The following is a 20,389-nucleotide window of genomic DNA, read 5'->3' as shown; positions in this document are numbered from 1 at the left end:
TCGGACAAATGGCAAAATTAAATAATGTTTCCACACAGAAATTAAGATTATATGACAAAAGAAATATTTTAAAGCCTGAATTTCTGGATGAAAAAAACGGTTACCGTTATTATCATATCGAACAATGTGATCAATTGGATCTAATCTATACTATGCAAATCTGTGGAATGACTCTGAATCAAATAAAAAATCAATTAAACGAGTACTCTCCTGATAAATTGAGAAATTCACTAATCAATCAAGAAACGATTCTCAAACAAAAAATTGAACAACTTAATCGTCATTTAAGAACTGTCAAGCATTTAGAAAGTAACTTAAATAAGATGAGTTCCTTACCACCTGATGGTCAAATTGTTATGGAATATTTACCAGAAAGAAAAATAGACACTCTAAAAACAGACGTAGACTTATTTGAAAGAAGCGACTATGGCTACGAAATAATGATGAGAGAATTCAAATCATATATGATTAAACATAATTTACCATTATCCTACTTTTTTAATGTCGGCACTATAATCAAAAAATCTGATTTTAAAAATCAAAACTATCATTCAAAAACAGTATTTATTTTTGTCGATAATAATTACCCTAAAAGGGTGACGCAACAAATTCTTCCTGAAAATATGTATATGACATTATATTCAGACAATCCTAAAGATGAAATCATTTATGCCAAAAAGCTTTTTCAAGAAATACAACAACGAGACTTGATAATTGCTGGAGACTATATTTGCGAAGTGATTTTTAACCCCGCAATCAAAACTAAAAATAGGGTATCTCTTAAATACAAGATTCAAGTTCCCGTTGTAAATAATATTTAATGAATCTTTTAACTAAGATCAAATTATCATTACTTCTTCTTACCTGTAATCGTCTCCAAAAATCATAAATAGATTTATACTGATCATGTGTAAGATTACTAAAAAAGGAGTGAAGGAAATGTTCAAAGATAGATATACAAGCTGGGATGCGGTTTATGACGTTGCTGTCTTAGGTTTCGGTGGTGCCGGTGCCACTGCAGCACGATTTGCAGCCGGTAACGGTGCTAAAGTATTATTAGTGGACTCTGCCCCTGAAGGTCATGAGGGCGGTAATACTCGTTATGCCGGGCAAGTTATCTCATCTGGTGATAACCTAGACGACTTGAAAAAATATTATGACAATTTGGCATATCCACTTTCATATGACAAAGAACTAATGAATACATATGTTGAAGGACTCTATCACATTCCAGAATTCTTAGAAAAATATTTGGGTGTTAAACCATTTATCATGGGCAAGCATCCAGAATCTCCAGTTTCAAAGGCTTTGTACTTCATGGCTCACGAATACCCTGAATTACCTGGTCAAGAAACTCACGAATTAGTAGCTGTTCATGAAGGCGTGGCTGATTCTGCTCTTTGGAAGAACTTACGTAAACAAGTTATTGATCGTTCTGATAAGATTGATGTGCTTTATGAAACTCCGGCCGTGCATCTCATTCAAGAAGAAAATAGTAAAAAAATAATTGGTGTTCAAATCAAACGCAACAATAAATTGCTTGATATCAAGGCTAAACACGGCGTAATTATGACAACCGGTGGTTTTGAAAATAATCCTAAGATGGTTGAAACATACTTGGGTGAAACTAGCCTGAATCCAATCGGCTCACTATACAACAAGGGTGCTGGTGTCACAATGGCCCAAGATGTTGGTGCAAAAATGTATAATATGGCTAATTATGAAGCTTATGGAATTTTCCACGGACTTACTCCAAAACCAGAAAATGGTCAACGTTCACAATTCTTGCCATTTGATTGGCCAGCATTTCACCAAGGAAGCATCATTGTTGTTGGTGACGATGGAACTCGCTACTTTGACGAAAACGAAATGCATAGACATGGCCACACTCAAAACCATGGTCAATGGCGAATAATGAATGCTCAATTACATCCATATGTCATCTTTGATTCAAAGAAATATGATGAGCTAGCAAATGATAAAGATGCTCCTTATCCAGAATTTTTGAAATTGGTAATTAAAGCTGATACATTACCACAATTAGCCGATAAGATTAACGCTGACAAAGATAAATTACAAAACACTATTACTGACTTCAATCATTTTGTCGAAATAAAACGTGATTATGCATTCAATCGTGACCCTAATACATTGACTGGATTCGACGATGGACCTTATTACGCAATCGCGATGGTACAAGGACTATTGAATACACAAGGTGGACCCGTTCACAATGCACAAGCTGAAGTAATCGATGTCGATGATAATGTAATCCCACATCTATATTCAGCTGGAGAATTAGGTAGTATGATGGGACGTAAATATAATGGTGGAAGCAACCTTGCTGAAGACTTGATACTTGGTAAGATTGCCGGTGAAAATGCCGCAAAGGGTGTTACCGTAGATTTAACTGGCTACGATGCTGAAACTTCCGCAAGCAAACACGATGCTGCTAAAAAAACTCTCGGATCTGACATAGTGAAAGAGAATTATGAAACCGGGCCAAATCAATACATCGGTAAATCAACTGCTGGCATGGGTAATGAAATAGTTGTTCGTGTAACTATTGATGACAACAATGATATTAAAAATGTCGAAGTGCTTAAGCAAAGTGAATCGGACGATTACGGCAAACAAGCAGTTGAACAACTGCCTAAAGATATCGTGGCTAAGAATTCTGTTGATGTCGATGCCATTTCAGGTGCCTCCGCTTCAAGTCGCGCCATTAAAGAAGCTGTTAGTGACGCTTTAAAACATGCGCACAACAATGTTACTGAATAAGTTTTAATTTACAAAGCCAGAAATTAATTTTTCTGACTTTTTTTGTGTCTAAAATAACAATTATTAGTCATAGTCTTTGCTACAATTATCTTATTATGGAGGAATTAATCTATGAAACTCTTACACACTGCTGATTGGCATATTGGCCGCACACTTAATGGATATTCATTACTAGATGAACAAAAATACGCCTTCAAACAAATTTTAAAAATTGCCAAAGACGAAAAAGTCGATGGTATTGTAATTGCCGGAGATATTTATGATCGCGCTATTCCAGGAACGGATGCCATTATGGCATTGAATGAAATGTTCAAAGAAATCAATATTGATAACAAGTTTCCTATCTATGCAATATCTGGAAATCATGACGGTGCTAAACGCCTAAACTACGGTCGTGATTGGATGGAATTCAACAACTTTCATATCAACACTTTGCTTGAAGAAGCCTTCACTCCAATAGAGACTCCGGATACACAAATATTCTTATTACCGTTCTTTGATCCAATGGATGCCCGTGTCTACTATCAAAAACAAGGTATGGACGAAGACAAAGTTAAGAGTATCAAAAATATTAGCGACGCTATGGCCTTGGTCTTGGCAGATATGTATAGGATATTCGACCCTAACAAAAAGCATCTTTTAGTGACTCATTTTGCTGTTTCCGCTAGTGCTGACAAAGAAATTGAACTAACAAGTGAAACAACTTCAAAAGTTGGTGGACTGGAAACATTAACTGCCTCCCAATTCGATAAGTTTGACTATGTAATGTTAGGCCACATTCATACAAGGCTTGCTTCCCCTAACGAAAGGATTCGCTACAGTGGTAGTCCTGTAAAATTCAACGTTAAAGAAGCCAAAACTACGTATAACAAGGGTGTCTATATTGTCGATACTGAAAAAGAGGCCGATAAAACAGACTTAAGAGAAATATTACCAGGAACTGATTTAATTGTTTTGAATGAAACGTGGGAGAACCTACTCGACCCTGAATTTTATTCAAAACAACCAGTTAGAAAAGATTGGTTCGCTATTACTATCAAAGATTTTGATAGAACTAAACACGTTCACACTAATGTCCGTGCCCAACTTCAAGATATTTACGGTACTGTCGTGGAATTAGACTATGAAAATATTGAAAAAAAGGCAAATGAATCAACCTCTAAAAACATTAGTCAGTTGAGCAAGGAAGAAACCGTCGACGAATTCTTCCAATCAATTACTGGTAACCAATTATCAAAAGATCAAAAAACAATCGTTGATGATATTTTCCTAGAATTAGAAAGAGGCGAATAAATTGAAACCCGTTTATTTAGAAATGAACTACTTTGGACCACATGAATATTCAGTAATTGATTTCAGACGATTAGAAGAAGCTCCAATCTTCTTAATCGGTGGTGATACTGGTGCTGGTAAATCAACCATCTTTGACGCTATGACCTTTGCATTATTTGGAAGTACGACAAGTGATCGTGATGCAAAAGAAATGCGCAGTCAGTTTGCCCCTGATAACAAAAAAACTAGTGTGATCTTTTACTTCGAACAAGGCAATAATCTATACAAAGTTGAACGTACACCTGAGCAATTTTTGGAAAAGAAAACCAAGAGCAAAGGATTAACCAAACGGAAGACAACTGCCACTTTAGGTATTTTAGAAAAAGTTGGTGGGGCTGAAATTCAAAGTATTGCTAGTAAACCTGTTGATGTAGGAAATGAAATTGCGGACATTTTGAAGTTAAACGCAGACCAATTCAAAAAGATCATCTTACTTCCACAAAACGATTTTTCAGAATTCTTAAAGGCAAAAACTGATGACAAAGTATCCATTCTAAAGAAAATATTTGGAACTCAAATATTTGATGACTTTACAAATAAGTTAAAACAAAAATACGATGATGCTAAGAAGCAAAATGTTGGTTTCGAAACTGAACTTAATACTCAAATAACTTCTATGAAACTCAGTGACCAAGAAACTGAGATCTTGAGTCATGAAGCTGAATCTCAACGAATCAATATCTTAAACGACTTTGTATCCGAACGAAAAACACAGATGGAACATGCACAAGCAGATATGGAACAAACTAATAAATCATTAAACAAGGCTGACGAAGAATTACGTGCTGCTAATGATATCAAAAAGAAGTTTGAGCGATTAGAAGAATTAAAAAAACAGTATCAACAAAATATTAGTGATAAAAAAGTAAATATTGATAAGGATATTGCTCACGTTGAGAACTTAGATTGGGCTAACAACTTAAAAGATACGGTTAAAGATCTCAATCGAATTAAAAATGATAATAAACAGAGTCTGAAATCTCAATCTGATATTAATAAACAATTAAAAGTTGCTACACACCAACATGACACAGCAAATGCTGACTTAACCAAATTAATGCAAGAACAACCTGAGATTGATATTAAAAATAATCGTGTGGAAGAACTATCAAATATAATTCCATTAATCTCGCGAAAAGAAGAATTAGAAAAGAATTTAACTTCTATTAAGCCACAAATAGCGTCGATCAATGATGAAATAACAAAGCAAAACGAAGTATCTAATCAAATAACATCAGATATTAAGACTCGTCAAAAAAGCTTAACCCCTATTGATGTACTTCAAAAACAAAAAGACACTCTATTGCAAGAAAAGGACAAAGTGATCGATGCCCTATCACCAATAGAAACTAACTTAAATGGATTAGAAACTGAATTAAAGAAACTACAAACTGATTCCAAGACTTTACAAACTAAGTTGGCAAATAAAAAAGCAGACTTAGAAGCCGCAAAAAAAGATTACCAACAAAAAATCGGTACTAGACAATCACTAATGATTGCCCAGCTACAACAAGAATTAGTCGACGGAGAACCTTGCGTGGTTTGCGGATCTACAATTCATCCTAATGTCACTCACATCGTTGAAGCTGATGAACAAGAATTAAAAAAATCAATTGATGCAGTAGATGTTTCACAAAAAACATTTGCAGCAGCTGAACAAAACTTAAAGACAGTTCAAAAAGATTTTGATGACAACTCTCAATCACTTATCAGTAAAAAATCAGAAATTGCTGAAATAAACGCAAATCTATCCAAAAAATACCAAGACTTAAGCTCAGCTTCAGAGCTAGAATTTCCTAAAGAATTCAATATGTCCAAAATAAAATATATTTTCAATAATAGGGTTGAAGATATCGACAATTCTTTAGCCTCTTCTGCCAAATTGACCAAAGAAATTTCAGTATTTGAAGAAGAATTAAAGAAAAATTCTGATAAGATTTCAGTTAACCAATTGAAACTAGCAGAAAATAATTCAAAACAAGCTACCTACCAAAAAGATTTAGCCGAAATTAACGATAAAATCACTAAAAATAACAAGACTAGTTCTGAATTAACTAACGAACAAGCCAGCTTAAGACAAGAAATCAAAGATTTTAATGCACAGTTAGAAACTTCAAAAAATACTGTTCATAAGAGCGACATTGCTCTCTCAAATGGTCAAACACAATTGAAAGACATCAACGAGCAAATAGACAAACAAGTTGCCGCAATTCAAAAACTTCAAATTAAATTGAATGATGCCTTAAGTGCAAAAGGCGCAAAAACCACTGATGAAGAGAAATTAATTACTTGGATTGAAGAATTAAATGCAGGTATCAACACACAACTCAAAGAAACTATCTCTTCTTATAACAAAGAAAAAGAAATACTTGATAGTGACATCAAGACATTAACTAAGGAATTGAATAAGGTTCAGATGCCAGACCTTATACAGTTACAACAAACCTTAAATACACAAAAAGAAGCCAATACAGCGGCAGTCACAAAGACTGCTCAACTGAAATTGACTTACGAAAACGCTAATGCGAGTTATGAAGAAATTAAAAAAATTGTAGATAAACAAAGTAGTTTCGGTAAAAAGCTAGAAGAAATCACTAGTCTTTACAACGTTATTACCGGTAAAGATGGCAATGACGATAAACTAAAGTTAGAAACTTTCGTTGTACAAAATTACTTACGCAAAGTTCTGGATTACGCCAACAGTACCTTCATCAACGTCTTATCTAACAATCGTTATAGTTTCGAAATTGCAGCTCAGGGATCAGATAAACGAACTGATCACGGACTAGATATCAATGTTTATGATAATGAAACTGGAGCAACTCGCTCATCAGACACACTATCTGGTGGTGAAACCTTTATAGCTGCCTTATCAATTGCTCTCTCGTTGAGTGAAGTCGTTCAATCATCTGCTAACGGAGTAAAAATCGATGCCCTATTTATTGACGAAGGATTTGGTTCACTGGACCACGAAACCTTAGACAAGGCTATGACAGCTTTGGAAACCATTGGAGAAAACCGTATGGTCGGTGTTATCAGTCATATTGAAGCAATGAAAACAACGATTGGTCAGCAAGTACTGATCAAGAAAGTTGGAGATGGTCGCAGTACCGTTGAAATTATCACAAAGTAGTATTAAATATAATTGAGGATTATAAATTATCAGGGAGAGATTTTTATGGATCAACAAGCTTGGGTTCCAATACCCACGTATCTTTATTGGCTCTGGGTTATTCCAATATTTTTTGGAATTTGTTTTGGATTAGCCTATCATCATGAAAAAAGACGATTGAGTAACGGTATCTGGTTCAATTTATTTTTATATTCGTTACTGCCAATTCTGGCTATGACGATTCTTGGTACTAACAATCACCCACTTATCGTTGTGAGTGTTGGGATATTTGTCATATTCCTAATGGTAGTCGGTGTCGCGTTCACGCTTCAAGCCTTACTCCTATTGTGGAATGCTTGGATAGTTTGGAAACGCGAAAGTCATTCACTGGCCAATATGCTTACGTTACTACTGGGAATTGCAATCTTGCTTTTGCCATTCTTTACTAACTGGCTAAATGAACACTTACCATCCCCAATTGCTAGTTACATAACTACAACTTCGAATCTTATCTTGTTCTATGTTCTTTTTTGGTTCTACAATTACCTAACTATGCTAGTGTTGTACCAGTTCAATTTTCCTAAGTATAACAAAGATTACATTATCGTTCTTGGTGCCGGATTATTAAATGGTGATCAAGTATCGCCTCTACTCGGTCAAAGAATTGACCGTGGGTTGACCTTTTATAAGAAGCAACTTAAGAAGACCGGTAAAGTAGCCAAAATGATCTTTTCTGGTGGTCAAGGTGGAGATGAGAAAGTTCCAGAGGGTACTGCCATGTTGGAATATGCCTTGAAACAAGGCTTGCCCGAAAATGACGGACTTGCTGAAACAGAATCTAAAAATACTTATCAGAACATGCTGTATTCTAAAAAAATAATTGAAAAGCAAGCTGATGTAAAAAGTCCCAAAACAATTTTTGTTACTAACGGTTATCATACATTCCGCGCAGGGATGGTAGCTAAACAAGCTGGACTAAAAGCTGATGGAATCGGTGCCCATACTGCTAAGTTCTTCTTACCAAATGCCATTATTCGTGAATATATCGCCATATTCATGCGTAACAAATATTGGCACGCTGCCGCTATTATCTTGATGGCAATTGGTTCTGGTGTTCTTACTTGGATTGAATATCGTTATGGTGGGAAATAATGAAGAGTAAGGTCATCGTCGTTAGTGGAGTAACCGCTAGCGGTAAAACAACGCTGATCAATGAACTTCAAAAGCAGCTAAACAATTGCTCGATAATATCATTTGATGATTACAATATTGATAAATTGCCATCAGCACCTGATATTTTTACATCTGTTAAAGATGCCGTAAATCAATACGATATCTCTAACCTACTTGTTGATTTAAAAGAACGGTTGGATAAATTCGAATATATTTTAGTAGATTTTCCTTTTGCTAAAAGACATAGTAATTTAAATCCTTATATCGACCTATCAATATATATCAATACTCCTTTGGATATTGCTCTAGCACGAAGAATTTTACGTGACTACTCTGATGAAGAAAATATATCCGCGGTGTTTGACTGGTTAAATATTTACTTAGATAAAGCCCGTAGTCTATTTGTAGATTTTCAAGGTTATGTTATGGATAGTGCAGATTTAGTGATTGATGTCACTTCAGAATTAGATCAAAAATTAGAGATTGCTCAAAACAAAATAAATGATATTTAAAAAAGAAATTGTAGAATCTAAATTAATAGATCTCTACAATTTCTTTTTAATTTTCTTCAAAATAATAATCATCGATAGAGTATGTGCGAACTGGCGTAACATGTAATTGATATTTTTCTATTAAATCTGAAATGCCCTGTCCATCAATCAATGTAACGGTTTTACTTCCTTGTACTGCTTTTAATTTAGCCTGTGACGTAAAAAAACTCGTTGTTATGAAAATGCCATAGTCTACATTCATACTCAGCATGGCACCTTTAAATTTATCAATCTCTGGCTCTGAAACTGAACCATCTGTATATTTTTTACATTGTATGGCAACACGACTTGTTCTGAACTCATCGGACTTAAAATAACCATATCCATCTATTCCATGATCTCCTGACATCATTATTCCCTTTTTGTTATCAAAAATAACTCCCATTTTTGAAATTAAAAGTCTTGAAAAGCTTTCAAACTTCTTAGGTGAAAATTGTTTAATCTGATCTAATATTTCTATTTTCCATGTGTCTGAAGGATCATCAGAAGAATCATCATTATCCATTGGAATTCTTTTTACTTTTTTATCATCATTATGCTTTTCTTTTTCTAATTTTAATTTATTTCGCTTGGCCCTTAGCAGGTTTTTTCCATCCCAGTAATCCTGCATCTGCTTAAGTTCCTTATTATTTGGAAAATTGGAATGGTCTTTTGAACGTCCCTTTTCCGTTAAAACAATATCCTGTCCCCTTTTATATTCTTCTATATAACCAGTTACAACCAATTCTCTCAATCCAAAATTAAAATCGAAATCAAAAGGATGATATTTGTTACCATTGGAGGAAATTACTTCACCAAATACATCATCATACGAAATAGAATTATCATTATCATCTACTATTCCATTTTTTATTGCTTGTCTTGATGCGCTACCTCCTAGAGTTTGCAAAGAATCTAATATATATCTTCTCAACGGTTGTCTTTTATAATTAGTCATTTTATTTTCCCCTTAATACCAGATATTAATTACATTATAAATCTTTCATCACTGCAAACCCTTCCCATATTTGTTACAATATTCAATACCAAAAGGAGGGCAATAAATGCAATCAATAGACAAAGCAAGAGCCACTGGTTTGGCTCGTTTCACTTCTCTAGTGTACCTATACACTGGACTGGGTGTGGCTTTCTGGACCGTAGCAGCAAATGCTATTGCTAGAAACACTTCACTTGCATATCCAATTATGAATATGATGAGTGGACACGCTCTTATCTTCTCACTAGTAACAATTGCCGTCGCATTTGCATTCATCAGTATGGCAAATCGATTTGCGACAAGTTCGTACTTAATGACATTTATTAGTTACGTATTATTCATACTAACAATGTCGGTCTTCGGTGTTCCAGTATTCTACATTTATACAGCACAAAGTATTGTACAATCTCTTGCAGTAACTTCGGTAATCTTCATCGTCGCTGCCGGAATTGGCTTCTTCACTAAGAAGGACTTAACTAGTTGGAACAGAACATTATTGATCGGATTAATTTCAATCATCGTTGTTTCATTCATCAACTTAGTTATCTTCCACAGTACTGTTGCTGCACTACTAGTTAACATCGCTGTTATCATTGTATTCTTGTTCTATATCGCCTTTGATTCACAAAATATCAAACGTATCTATACTAGTGCTCAAGGTTCTGAAAACCTTGGTGCTATCGCATTAGTTGCTTCAATTAGCTTGGTAATGGATTTCATTAACATCTTCTTGAGCATTCTTTCTCTCTTTGGTGATAGTAATTAGAACAAATTAATAGAGCCTTAGAAACCCTATGAGATTAGGATTTCTAAGGCTCTATTTTTATTTTAAAACTAAAATCTATTTAACAATTTCAGCAACTGCAGCATTAACAGCATTTTTTTCGGCTTCAATCAAAGCAACACGAGTTTCAACAACTTTGATATCCATCTTAATTTCACGTGTCATTCCTGGAGTATCCAACTTAGGTTCAAAGAATGCTTTGAACTCTGCCAAACGTTCAGGCGTGTGGAATACCATTGAGATAACTGTAATGTAAGTAGTAAATTCCATATCTCCACCAACTGTATCTTCAAGCCATTGCCAGTCATTTCTGATCCAGTCCCAAGCAGCTTGTTGACCAGCATCATTGGCAAGTACGCCACGGAACCATGCACGTAAATCTTGAGGTTTGATTGTTTCAGAGTCTTCAAACTTCTTGATCAATTCAGCAATTAACTTAGCATCAGGAGTAGATGTCAAAGCAGCGCATAAGTCTTGCTTATAACTAGCATCTGATGATTTACGATATTCGTTCAACAAGTTATTAAATAATTCTGCACTTCCGTAATTTTTAACTTCATTACGTAATACATAAATACGAACATCGGCTGATAGATTGGCAAGGTTATCAGCATTCTCAACGAATAAATCATGTGCTGCAGCAATTGCATCAGCATTCTTAGCATATAGTGCAGCATTCAATACATATGGACGAGTCAATTGATCATCATTTGATTCGCCAGATTTTGGAGTCCAGCCAAGTCTTGCAACTTCTTTAGAACTCAACTTATCAAACAATGCTTGAAGTTGTTTCTCTTCGTCAGAATCAGGAGTAACAAACTTCTTCAAATCATTGGCTACACGGTACAAAGCAGCATTGACAACTGTTGAATGACTATCTGCAAACTTAGGCAACAATGGAACAATTGAGGCATATGAAATTTGCTTGCCTTCAGCCAATAAACGTAAGTCTTGTAAAATCTGCAATTGTGAAATGGCATCTAATTCTTCATGGTGATCCAAGATATCCTTCAATAAAGTATCATCATATTTAACGATGAAGTGTGAGTTATTACCAACATTGGCACGGAATGGTTTGCCCTCTTCTGCACGCAACTTGTCATAGTCACCAAGGACGATTGTCTTGTCACTCATAATTGTTGGAGCAACCTCATAATTACCATTCAATGGAATCTTCCATTGACGACCCTTATCTTCTCCAGCACCGATGAAGAATTGTTGTTGTGACAATGTCAATTTACCATCAATTACTGAAGCACTAACAACAGGATATCCAGGTTGTTCTAGCCACGAGTTCATGATTCCACCAATATCCATACCGGCAGCATCACCAACAGCTGACCAAAGATCTTTACCTTGAGCATTATTGTATTGATGTGCAGCAAAGTAATTCTTCAATCCCTTACGTAAAGCATCATCGCCAACTAGAGCGCGCATCATAACTAGCATTCTAGCACCCTTGGCATAGACGATCGCACTATCGAATAGAGCATCGATTTCGGCTGGATCCTCAACATCAACGTGAACTGATTGAACACCATCAGTTGCATCACGTTGCAGAGCAGCTGGGACGTCTGAAGTTTGGAACAATTCCCAGACATGCCAATCAGGTTCAATGGCATCAACTGAAACATATTCCATCATATTAGCAAAACTCTCATTCAACCATAGATCATCCCACCACTTCATAGTTACTAAATCACCGAACCATTGGTGAGCAAGTTCGTGTGTAATCACTGTTGCGACTAATTGCTTAGTATCAAGTGATGTGTTATCAGGATCAAGAGTCAAATAAGCTTCACGGTAAGTTACAAGACCCCAGTTCTCCATAGCTCCTGCTGAAAAATCAGGAAGTGCTAATTGCCATGAATGTGGTAATGGATAAGGTGTTTGATAAAAGTCTTCATAGAATTCAATTGCTCGCTTAGCGATATCCAAAGCAAAATCTAACTCATTAGCCTTGTGGGCCTTAGTAGCGAAGACACCAACTTTTACGCCACTCTTTGTAGTTGTAATCTTGCTTTGAAGATCACCAAATGCAAAGGCAATCAGATATGTCGACATGCGTACAGTTGTATCAAAATAGTGAATACCATCTTCATTACGAACTTCTGGCATATTTGCCAAAATAGTTTCGCCGGGTTTCTCGTCGAACTTAATGGCCAAGTCAAATTTGGCCTTAGCCTCAGGCTCATCAACACTTGGAAATGCTTGACGAGCAAATGTAGTTTCAAATTGTGTACCGATTATTTCTTTTTTAACCCCATCAACTTCATAATATGAAGGATAAATTCCCATCATAGAGTCAGTTAAAGGTGCCTTATATGTAACTGCCAGTGTCGTCTCACCAGCTTGTGGCAATGTAATGTTGATTGCTTCCTTCTTATTATCAACTTGGAAGGGAACATCGTTTCCATCAGCTTGAACAGATTCAATATCCATATTTTTTTGTTGAATAAAGATATCTTTCTGTTGTGCAACACCGTCAATAACTGATTTTCCAGCAATTTGTTTTGTTCCACGATTGATATCTATGAAGATATCATAATGTGTGGGTTGAAATGTATCATAAGCATGTGTAATTCCAGTCATAATTCCCTCCGTAATTTCAAAAAATAAATCTATTTTCTATTATACGACTTTTATTAGAGTTTCTATAATATGATGTGAATTTGATGTCGTTGTGCCATGCAGATAAGGTATCCGTGGGGAACGGTCATAGCCACAATGCGGTCTATGACCTCGCCTTGAAACCGAAGTTCACGTCTTCAAGCTCGTCCCATGCACTAAGTCAGCATAAAACGCTGGCTAACTGCATCGACACGGATAATATATCTGCCTGTCTCCACTGAATCCTTCTACTATTCTCATATGTCCAAACACATCATATTAACAGTAATATCCTAGCTGGAGATTATCCGTGAAGGAATCAGCTGTGAAAATTTTGTTAGGTCGACGCTTTACCGGCCTTACAAAATGGACGAACTTTAAGATTTGCGAACTATGCAAAGCTTAAAGTCAAAGTCCCAGACCGTTTTTTGGCCGGGACTGGTCCCACAGCAGGTGGATTCACTGACAATCGGAAGCGAACAGAACCTAAAACAGAACAACCAAACAAAAGAATCCGCTAAAAAATAACGGATTCTCCAAAAACTATTTAACTAATTTACCTACTACTGGTAGCTTTGGTAATACTGACTTCTTATGTGGAGCATGAGGAATCACCTCAGATAAATCTTGACCGGCAACATTTCCATGATGCTTGCCGCCTTCCCAAGGTCCAACATCTGTCATGTCATAAACTACACCATCGATTGCTACATAAGCCTTATTGCCGTCTTGTCCGTCATATTGCTTCAATTCATCTAATGTAAATTCTTTATCTGCCATAATCTCTCTCCCTCATAAATTTTATTACTAAATCCATTATTACATGTTTGCTTAAATTTAAACAGTAATTTGAATTTGTATAAGTTTACTTTACTTTTATAAAACTATACATTATTATAAATACATGAGGTGAGGATATATGAAAAAGGATTTCGGCGACAACATCTCGAATACAGTTTATGAACATCGAGTATTAGCAAGACTATCACAGCAGGAATTAGCGGATAAAGTTGGTGTCTCCAAGCAAACCATCTTTGTTATGGAAAAAGGAAACTATGTACCAACGCTCTTGTTGGCGTTTAGAATTGCAGATTATTTCCAAGTACCATTGACCAAAATCTTTCAATATGAGAAGGGAAACTAAAATGATTTACACTGATATTTTTACTGGACTTCATCTATGGGCTGGAGCATCAACTGCTAACTGGAATCAATTAGTTGGTGGTAGCTTTATACTATTTGCGGTTAGCGTTGCCTTTGTTATGAGAGGATACTACCTTTTTAATGGCTGGAATATTTTCAATACTGGCGACGAAAGAACCAGCAAAATTATGGTCTATGCGACAACATTTATGTTTGCCGCTCTTATACTTTGTGACATTGCCTTTCCACACGCATTTATGTGGCAAATTTTCTTTTTACTCAAATACTCTATTGTCTTCATCACCGGTGGAAGCTATCTAACGTGGCAATATCACAGAGATTTAAATTAAATACGAGAAATAATTTTAACTTGATCTAAATCAAGTTAAGCATTGAGCTTACCTCTTAAAATAAAAGTATCAAATGAAAAGAGGTTTGCACAATGACTGCAGTTAAAGATTATTTAGATGAACGTCAAGAAAAATTAGACTTTTATACAAAAGCTATTACTAACGCTCACGGCAAAAATCACCCAGAAGTATTCGATGTCAGAAATGAATACATCAAACTACAACAGGATATTGACGATGGTAACGACCTAAGTGATAACTTCAACGAATTACGTAAAACAACTAATAACTACGCTATTCCTAACGATGTATGTCCAGTTTTTGAGGCAACCTATCACATGTTAGAAACAGCTGATACTATAAACGCACAAGTTTAAATATTTAGACAAATAAAAAAGGTTGTAAATTTGCAGCGTAAACGCGCGGTAAAACACAACTTCTTCCGTTTAACTACGAATACCCCCGCATTTACTTACGTAAATACAGGGGTATTCTAGGTTATACTCAGAAGTTAAACGTGTTTTTCCGCGCTCTCTTTTAATTTGGAACGAGCAATAACCTTGTTTAAAATTATCGCAATTATTAAGGACAATACTGAAAAGGCTGCTCCACCGAATCCCAAGTAACTAAGGTTCTTATGCATCAAAATTTGTGCGGCCGTAGCTGATCCAACCGAAATACCAATGTTAAAGAAGATAGCATTTAAAGATGACGCCAGCAAAGTTGCTTGAGGATAATCTGCCTCAGCAACGTCCAAGAAATGGATTTGAATCGGCGAATTAACTACAGAAATAATTAATGCCAAGATCAAAAAGAGTCCAAACCCAGCAAATGGATTTTTCATTGCCATCGGGAATAGTAGTAATAGTATTATGTCTGCAATATAATACCTAGGCATGCTCTTCAAACCACTACGTTCAGCAACCGTTCCAGATAAACGATTTCCCATGATACTCATAATCCCAAGTGCAAATAGCAGCCAATTTAACGCTGTTGTACTGAATCCCAGACCAGTTGTCAGCAATGGTCGAATATATGTATAGTAGGCATACAATGCTGCGGCTGAGAATAGAATCAGAACAGCACCTAGATAAATACGCTTATCTGTCAGTAAAACTAACTGATCTTTGATTCCTCCAGGCGTTTGTGCCAAATTTCGTGGTAGTAAAAATGCCATTACAATACAAGTTATTAAACTTAGAATCGAAATTAAATGAAAAGCAACGTGCCAGCTGGTGGCAGTACTAATGGCCACTCCGATGGGAACCCCAACAACGGAAGCAATGCTAAAACCTGCTGCTAACCACGAAATTAACATTGCTCGTTTATTACGTGGTGCAATATCATTAGCAAACAAAATAACTAGTGACTCAATTGCCCCAGCGACGGTCGCAGTTATCATTCGCGATACTAAGAACAACCAGTAACTAGTTGCGAAACCACTCCAAGTGTTCCCAATCAAAAAAATCACTAATAATATCATAAGTGTCTTGTAACGATTAAAACGATTAGTAAAGAGTGTTACAAGCGGTGTACTAATTGCATAAACAATCGCAAAAATAGTAACCAAATAGCCAGCTGTAGCTACTGTTACTTCTAATGATTTAGCAATATCCGAAATTACCCCAACTACCATGAACTCGTTGCAACCTAGCATGAATGAAACCAAAACCATCGCACTAGCTTGCCATTTGTATTTTGTCATATTAACCCTCTATTAAAACTTGATTTCATATTCAAAAGCCAATTTTTTATAATAATCTAATTCAATAAAGTCTGTCGGTCTGACATCCCCAGCCGCTTTTTCAAAAAAATTCAAATCCACTAAACTCAACATCTTATAAACAAATTGTGAACAAAACATAATATTAGGCCTAATTGAATGCTTTGCGACCAAACCAATTAAATTATAAGCACTACCCTCACTATTTATTTCAGCAATTTTATCTATTAATTGCTGCTTCTGATCGTAGGTAACTGGCAAACTATATATCAATACCGAGGCATCGTCTTTTTGATGAAAATACTCAACAGCCTCCGCATTCATCCCTGGTGGATAAACATTATTACCACCGTTATAACTAATGATTGTGTTTAAATCTCGATCAAACGAAAGTGATACATGATTATATTGCTTTTGAGTGAATTGAGAGATTATCTCGCTAGCTGGACTTCCAGTATTAGAAACTACCAAATAAATATGCTCATCTTTCAAACTATTATTAGCAGCTTCAAAATAATAATCCGTTAAACTCCCACGATTAATATATCGAGTAGAACTATGCCTGGGAATATCCTCTAAAATCGTCTTCATATGATCCACCGAAACACTTTTTTTCATATTGGATATACTCTGCATCATTGATTTAATACGATGTGCATTATCGTGCAACTCCTCAAAACTTATTGCAGTGACATCTTCAACCGTCGGCATATAAAATTCTGTACCGTCATTAACGGTTTCAAATCGTTCAATGAAAAAAGGTACCCCCAACAAGACTAATGCAAAGATCTTAGCCGGATAATACATCAGGCTTACATTGTGCAGAGGAAATACTGTTAGTACTACAAATACTATTTGTGCGACTAAAATAAAACCATAAATGGCAGTTAAGCCAAATTTGATTCGTCTCTTAAATCCCACCTTCATCCATGTTCGAATAATTAAAATGAATGCTAAATAACAATAAGTTATTATCATGATTGGTAAATTCCCAAACATAAACAATCCCAGCAATAAAATAATACTCATAGTTCTAGATATCTTATATTGATGCATCAAATCATTCATAAGAGCTTCCCCTCTGCAAAACCATATAACTTTTATTGTACCTGTTAAAAATAATATTGTGTGAACGAATCAAATAATACTTAATTTTAAAATAAAAAAAGAGCGTGACAAAGCACGTCTAACTTCTAGGTTATACTCAGAAGTTGTGCTTTGTCGCGCGTTTACGCTGCAAATTTGATGAATTTTATAGTTATGTCACAACCTCGAGTACGTCTTATTAGTCTTCACTAACAATAACAAGCGACTTAATAGCTTCGCGCTTATCCATTGCATCATAGCCAGCTTTTATATCATCCAAAGCAAATTTCTTAGTAAATACTTTTCCAGGATTGATTTTGTCATTCAAAACAGCATCCAACAAAATATTCTTATCATAAGTAGTAACAGCTGCAATACCACCACGTAATCCAATATTCTTGAAGAATAAGTTATTAGTATTCATCTCAGGTTTTTGAGGAATACCAACACGTCCGACAACAGCACCTGGACGGCCAACTTTGACAGCAGTATCAACGGATTGTTCAGTTCCGACACATTCAAGAACTGCGTCAGCTCCGTTATTATTCGTCAGAGCCATAACACGTTCAACTGCTTCATCCCCACGTTCAGGAACGATATCAGTTGCACCAAATTCCTTAGCTAATTTTTGTCTGTCTTCATGACGGCTCATAGCAATAATACGCTTTGCACCACGAAGTTTAGCAGCAATCACACCACATAGACCGACGGCACCGTCACCCATAACAACAACAGTATCACCATCTTTAACTTCAGCAGTTCTGGCGGCATGATAACCGGTAGCCATAACATCAGCCAAAGTTAATAGTGAATTAAGTTTTTCTTCTGAATAATCCTTAGGTTGTCCAGGAATCTTAACCAATGCCCAATTAGCATTAGAAAAACGTAAATATTCAGCTTGATAACCAGTATTACCAGCAGGTTCTTGATCCATACAATCCCCGTCAAATCCAGCTAAACAAGCAGCACAATGACCACAACCACAGGTGAATGGCACAATGACGAAGTCACCTTTCTTAATATCAGTAACGTCTGAACCAACTTCGTCAACAATACCAATTGCTTCGTGACCAACTATTGAACCAATTGGACGGTCAGCAAGTCCACGATACCACCATAAGTCTGAGCCACAGACACATGCACGCAAAATTTTGATTACTGCATCTGTTGGTTTTTGTAGTTTTGGTTTTTCAACATCCTCAACTTGAACATTACCTGGTCCCTTAAATATTGTTGCTTTCATACTACTTCCCCCAATTATTCTTTATTTGTAATCCACATCCAAAACTATCTTACAATTTAAAACGAATTGTTACCAATATTTGGAGGAAATAATATTAATAAGTACTAGCTACTTGTTTAGAAATTACCCATTGTCCATTTTGCTTAACAAAATAAACTTTCATTTGAAGTGGCCAAGTGTTAACGTTACTTCCCCAGACACTTGCTCTTACTTGATTTTGCCCTACTAACGTTGCACTGTCACCATTTACTTCAATATCTTTAATATTTTCTTCTTTTGACGAAAAGTATTTCATTTGTTCGTTTTGAATCTGATCTATCCACTCAAACTTCTTTTGAACATAACCCGTCATATGTATTAATTCCATAGATGGAGCTAAAATTTCATTTAATTTAGTAATATTCTTAGTAACCATTGCTTCATTCTCAATACGATATAACTCTATAATTATTTCTTCATCAGTCATAATAATGTATCTCCTTAATTAACCAAAATAATACTATTAGGACCGATTTAGAGCTATTCGAAAATAAAATACTATTCATAAGTACTACTTATGGAAATTATTCTTAAGTAACTCGGCAAAAGATTCAATATAATAACCTGAATTATCATTTTTCCAATAAGCATAGTATTTTTGAATCATTTGTTGCCCAGAGTTAACTAATCTTACTGTTTTAACAATTTCAGAATTAAGTTGTTCCTTGATGCGATCATTAACGATTAAATATCCTTGATTCGAAGCGACCAGAATTTGTGCCTCATCATAACTTTTTGATACGACAAACTCGCTTTTAACTCCTAAAATATCACGATAATAAGATTCATCCGACTCCCGTCTATCATCATCGGTAATTAATATACACGGTATATCCGCTAATTCCGCAATATCTAATCGGTTTTCAATGTTAGGAAAGTTAGATCGACTAATTGCCAGTACAAAGTTACTATCAGTCAAAAACTCATTTACGTACTCATTTGACAAAGCCCGACGTTGATCTGAAAAATTCATATCTATTTGTCCATTTTTCAACAAGTCATATAATTTTTCATGATCTCCACTAGTAATAGTAATTTTGACTTGTGGATACTCATTGGAAAACTGAGATACAGTCTTCAAAAATTCCGCTGTACCGAAGTTTTGTAGGTATCCCACTCGTAATTCTACTTTTTTATTTTTGACTACTTTGACTGTATTATCTATTAATTGATTAACTGACTCTAAAATATCTTGACTATGCGTGAAGAAATACTGACCCGCCTCAGTAACTTCAAAACTACGCCCTTTTCGCTCCAACAGTTCTACACCTAAATAGTTTTCCAGTTCTTTGACTTGTTGAGAAATAGCGGACTGGGAAACATGGCACTCTACTGCTGCTTTAGTAAAGCTATGATTCTTAACTATCGATATAAAATATTGCATCTGTTGAAACATAATTTTTCCGGTTCTATACTTTCTGGTATTGATGAATAATCAATACCAGTTTTTTTATTCCCTTTTAACACAAAAAGAACATCACTGTTC

18 protein-coding genes are annotated in these 20,389 nt (G+C 35.5%); 10 read left to right on the top strand and 8 right to left on the bottom strand.

Features of this window, described 5'->3' with window-relative positions; genetic code table 11:
- Positions 1 to 8: 8 nt before the first annotated feature.
- From EKM79_RS09670 to EKM79_RS09645, 6 genes are all read left to right on the top strand, one after another.
- Positions 9 to 821, top strand: coding sequence for a MerR family transcriptional regulator (locus EKM79_RS09670; protein WP_211331285.1), 813 nt, complete (start codon positions 9 to 11; stop codon positions 819 to 821).
- Positions 822 to 939: 118 nt separating this feature from the next.
- The gene (locus tag EKM79_RS09665) at positions 940 to 2,781 is read left to right on the top strand and encodes an FAD-binding protein (RefSeq protein WP_125568243.1); all 1,842 of its coding nucleotides are present in this window, start codon (positions 940 to 942) and stop codon (positions 2,779 to 2,781) included.
- 111 nt (positions 2,782 to 2,892) lie between these two features.
- Positions 2,893 to 4,074, top strand: a complete 1,182-nt coding sequence (locus EKM79_RS09660) for an exonuclease SbcCD subunit D (protein ID WP_125568241.1) — start codon at positions 2,893 to 2,895, stop codon at positions 4,072 to 4,074.
- 1 nt (position 4,075) lies between these two features.
- The gene (locus tag EKM79_RS09655) at positions 4,076 to 7,246 is read left to right on the top strand and encodes an AAA family ATPase (RefSeq protein WP_125568239.1); all 3,171 of its coding nucleotides are present in this window, start codon (positions 4,076 to 4,078) and stop codon (positions 7,244 to 7,246) included.
- Between the two features lie 45 nt (positions 7,247 to 7,291).
- Positions 7,292 to 8,377 (top strand): YdcF family protein, encoded by a 1,086-nt coding sequence (locus EKM79_RS09650; RefSeq protein ID WP_125568237.1) that lies wholly within the window; start codon positions 7,292 to 7,294, stop codon positions 8,375 to 8,377.
- Positions 8,377 to 8,910: a nucleoside/nucleotide kinase family protein gene (locus EKM79_RS09645; protein WP_246005662.1), complete on the top strand. Its 534-nt coding sequence runs from the start codon at positions 8,377 to 8,379 to the stop codon at positions 8,908 to 8,910. Before EKM79_RS09650 ends, EKM79_RS09645 begins: the two co-directional genes overlap by 1 nt.
- A gap of 46 nt (positions 8,911 to 8,956) precedes the next feature.
- Here EKM79_RS09645 and EKM79_RS09640 read toward each other — a convergent pair whose 3' ends face one another.
- Positions 8,957 to 9,886, bottom strand: a complete 930-nt coding sequence (locus EKM79_RS09640; RefSeq protein WP_125568233.1) for a restriction endonuclease — start codon at positions 9,884 to 9,886, stop codon at positions 8,957 to 8,959.
- Between the two features lie 106 nt (positions 9,887 to 9,992).
- Here EKM79_RS09640 and EKM79_RS09635 point away from each other — a divergent pair, with 106 nt between their 5' ends.
- A complete protein-coding gene (locus tag EKM79_RS09635) occupies positions 9,993 to 10,691 on the top strand; it encodes a Bax inhibitor-1/YccA family protein (RefSeq protein WP_125568231.1) in 699 nt (232 codons plus the stop codon).
- 75 nt (positions 10,692 to 10,766) lie between these two features.
- Here EKM79_RS09635 and EKM79_RS09630 read toward each other — a convergent pair whose 3' ends face one another.
- Together EKM79_RS09630 and EKM79_RS09625 are read right to left on the bottom strand one after the other, a co-directional pair.
- Positions 10,767 to 13,301: a M1 family metallopeptidase gene (locus tag EKM79_RS09630; RefSeq protein WP_125568229.1), complete on the bottom strand. Its 2,535-nt coding sequence runs from the start codon at positions 13,299 to 13,301 to the stop codon at positions 10,767 to 10,769.
- A gap of 561 nt (positions 13,302 to 13,862) precedes the next feature.
- Entirely contained in the window at positions 13,863 to 14,099 is a 237-nt protein-coding gene (locus EKM79_RS09625) for a cytochrome b5 domain-containing protein (RefSeq protein ID WP_125568227.1), read from the bottom strand.
- 139 nt (positions 14,100 to 14,238) lie between these two features.
- Here EKM79_RS09625 and EKM79_RS09620 point away from each other — a divergent pair, with 139 nt between their 5' ends.
- The 3 genes from EKM79_RS09620 to EKM79_RS09610 all read left to right on the top strand — a co-directional run bounded on the left by EKM79_RS09620 (position 14,239) and on the right by EKM79_RS09610 (position 15,189).
- Positions 14,239 to 14,463, top strand: coding sequence for a helix-turn-helix transcriptional regulator (locus tag EKM79_RS09620; RefSeq protein ID WP_125568225.1), 225 nt, complete (start codon positions 14,239 to 14,241; stop codon positions 14,461 to 14,463).
- 1 nt (position 14,464) lies between these two features.
- On the top strand, positions 14,465 to 14,812 hold the full coding sequence (locus tag EKM79_RS09615) for a DUF2178 domain-containing protein (protein WP_125568223.1): 348 nt from the start codon (positions 14,465 to 14,467) through the stop codon (positions 14,810 to 14,812).
- A gap of 92 nt (positions 14,813 to 14,904) precedes the next feature.
- A complete protein-coding gene (locus EKM79_RS09610; RefSeq protein ID WP_125568221.1) occupies positions 14,905 to 15,189 on the top strand; it encodes an iron-sulfur cluster repair di-iron protein, ric in 285 nt (94 codons plus the stop codon).
- A gap of 134 nt (positions 15,190 to 15,323) precedes the next feature.
- On the opposite strand, the gene EKM79_RS09605 is transcribed toward EKM79_RS09610, so the two are convergent.
- The 5 genes from EKM79_RS09605 to EKM79_RS09585 form a co-directional block, all read right to left on the bottom strand.
- Positions 15,324 to 16,517 (bottom strand): MFS transporter, encoded by a 1,194-nt coding sequence (locus tag EKM79_RS09605; RefSeq protein WP_125568219.1) that lies wholly within the window; start codon positions 16,515 to 16,517, stop codon positions 15,324 to 15,326.
- A 12-nt stretch (positions 16,518 to 16,529) separates the two neighbouring features.
- The gene (locus EKM79_RS09600; RefSeq protein WP_125568217.1) at positions 16,530 to 17,603 is read right to left on the bottom strand and encodes a hypothetical protein; all 1,074 of its coding nucleotides are present in this window, start codon (positions 17,601 to 17,603) and stop codon (positions 16,530 to 16,532) included.
- Positions 17,604 to 17,820: 217 nt separating this feature from the next.
- A complete protein-coding gene (locus EKM79_RS09595) occupies positions 17,821 to 18,864 on the bottom strand; it encodes a zinc-dependent alcohol dehydrogenase family protein (RefSeq protein WP_125568215.1) in 1,044 nt (347 codons plus the stop codon).
- Positions 18,865 to 18,958: 94 nt separating this feature from the next.
- Complete coding sequence (locus EKM79_RS09590) at positions 18,959 to 19,330, bottom strand: nuclear transport factor 2 family protein (protein WP_125568213.1); 372 nt, start codon at positions 19,328 to 19,330, stop codon at positions 18,959 to 18,961.
- Between the two features lie 84 nt (positions 19,331 to 19,414).
- Positions 19,415 to 20,299, bottom strand: a complete 885-nt coding sequence (locus tag EKM79_RS09585; protein ID WP_125568211.1) for a LysR family transcriptional regulator — start codon at positions 20,297 to 20,299, stop codon at positions 19,415 to 19,417.
- Positions 20,300 to 20,389 lie beyond the last annotated feature (90 nt).

Source organism: Companilactobacillus insicii (assembly GCF_003946015.1).
Taxonomy (GTDB): domain Bacteria; phylum Bacillota; class Bacilli; order Lactobacillales; family Lactobacillaceae; genus Companilactobacillus; species Companilactobacillus insicii.
The sequence above is the reverse complement of the archived record's forward strand: the minus strand, read 5'-3'. Positions and strand labels throughout refer to the sequence as shown.

Coding starts and splice junctions, on each gene's coding strand:
- EKM79_RS09650 (WP_125568237.1), top strand. CDS start 7,292: ATGGATCAACAAGCTTGGGTTCCAATACCCACGTATCTTTATTGGCTC.
- EKM79_RS09665 (WP_125568243.1), top strand. CDS start 940: ATGTTCAAAGATAGATATACAAGCTGGGATGCGGTTTATGACGTTGCT.
- EKM79_RS09660 (WP_125568241.1), top strand. CDS start 2,893: ATGAAACTCTTACACACTGCTGATTGGCATATTGGCCGCACACTTAAT.
- EKM79_RS09640 (WP_125568233.1), bottom strand. CDS start 9,886: ATGACTAATTATAAAAGACAACCGTTGAGAAGATATATATTAGATTCT.
- EKM79_RS09630 (WP_125568229.1), bottom strand. CDS start 13,301: ATGACTGGAATTACACATGCTTATGATACATTTCAACCCACACATTAT.
- EKM79_RS09595 (WP_125568215.1), bottom strand. CDS start 18,864: ATGAAAGCAACAATATTTAAGGGACCAGGTAATGTTCAAGTTGAGGAT.
- EKM79_RS09645 (WP_246005662.1), top strand. CDS start 8,377: ATGAAGAGTAAGGTCATCGTCGTTAGTGGAGTAACCGCTAGCGGTAAA.
- EKM79_RS09615 (WP_125568223.1), top strand. CDS start 14,465: ATGATTTACACTGATATTTTTACTGGACTTCATCTATGGGCTGGAGCA.
- EKM79_RS09605 (WP_125568219.1), bottom strand. CDS start 16,517: ATGACAAAATACAAATGGCAAGCTAGTGCGATGGTTTTGGTTTCATTC.
- EKM79_RS09670 (WP_211331285.1), top strand. CDS start 9: ATGGCAAAATTAAATAATGTTTCCACACAGAAATTAAGATTATATGAC.
- EKM79_RS09590 (WP_125568213.1), bottom strand. CDS start 19,330: ATGACTGATGAAGAAATAATTATAGAGTTATATCGTATTGAGAATGAA.
- EKM79_RS09635 (WP_125568231.1), top strand. CDS start 9,993: ATGCAATCAATAGACAAAGCAAGAGCCACTGGTTTGGCTCGTTTCACT.
- EKM79_RS09620 (WP_125568225.1), top strand. CDS start 14,239: ATGAAAAAGGATTTCGGCGACAACATCTCGAATACAGTTTATGAACAT.
- EKM79_RS09610 (WP_125568221.1), top strand. CDS start 14,905: ATGACTGCAGTTAAAGATTATTTAGATGAACGTCAAGAAAAATTAGAC.
- EKM79_RS09600 (WP_125568217.1), bottom strand. CDS start 17,603: ATGAATGATTTGATGCATCAATATAAGATATCTAGAACTATGAGTATT.
- EKM79_RS09625 (WP_125568227.1), bottom strand. CDS start 14,099: ATGGCAGATAAAGAATTTACATTAGATGAATTGAAGCAATATGACGGA.
- EKM79_RS09585 (WP_125568211.1), bottom strand. CDS start 20,299: ATGTTTCAACAGATGCAATATTTTATATCGATAGTTAAGAATCATAGC.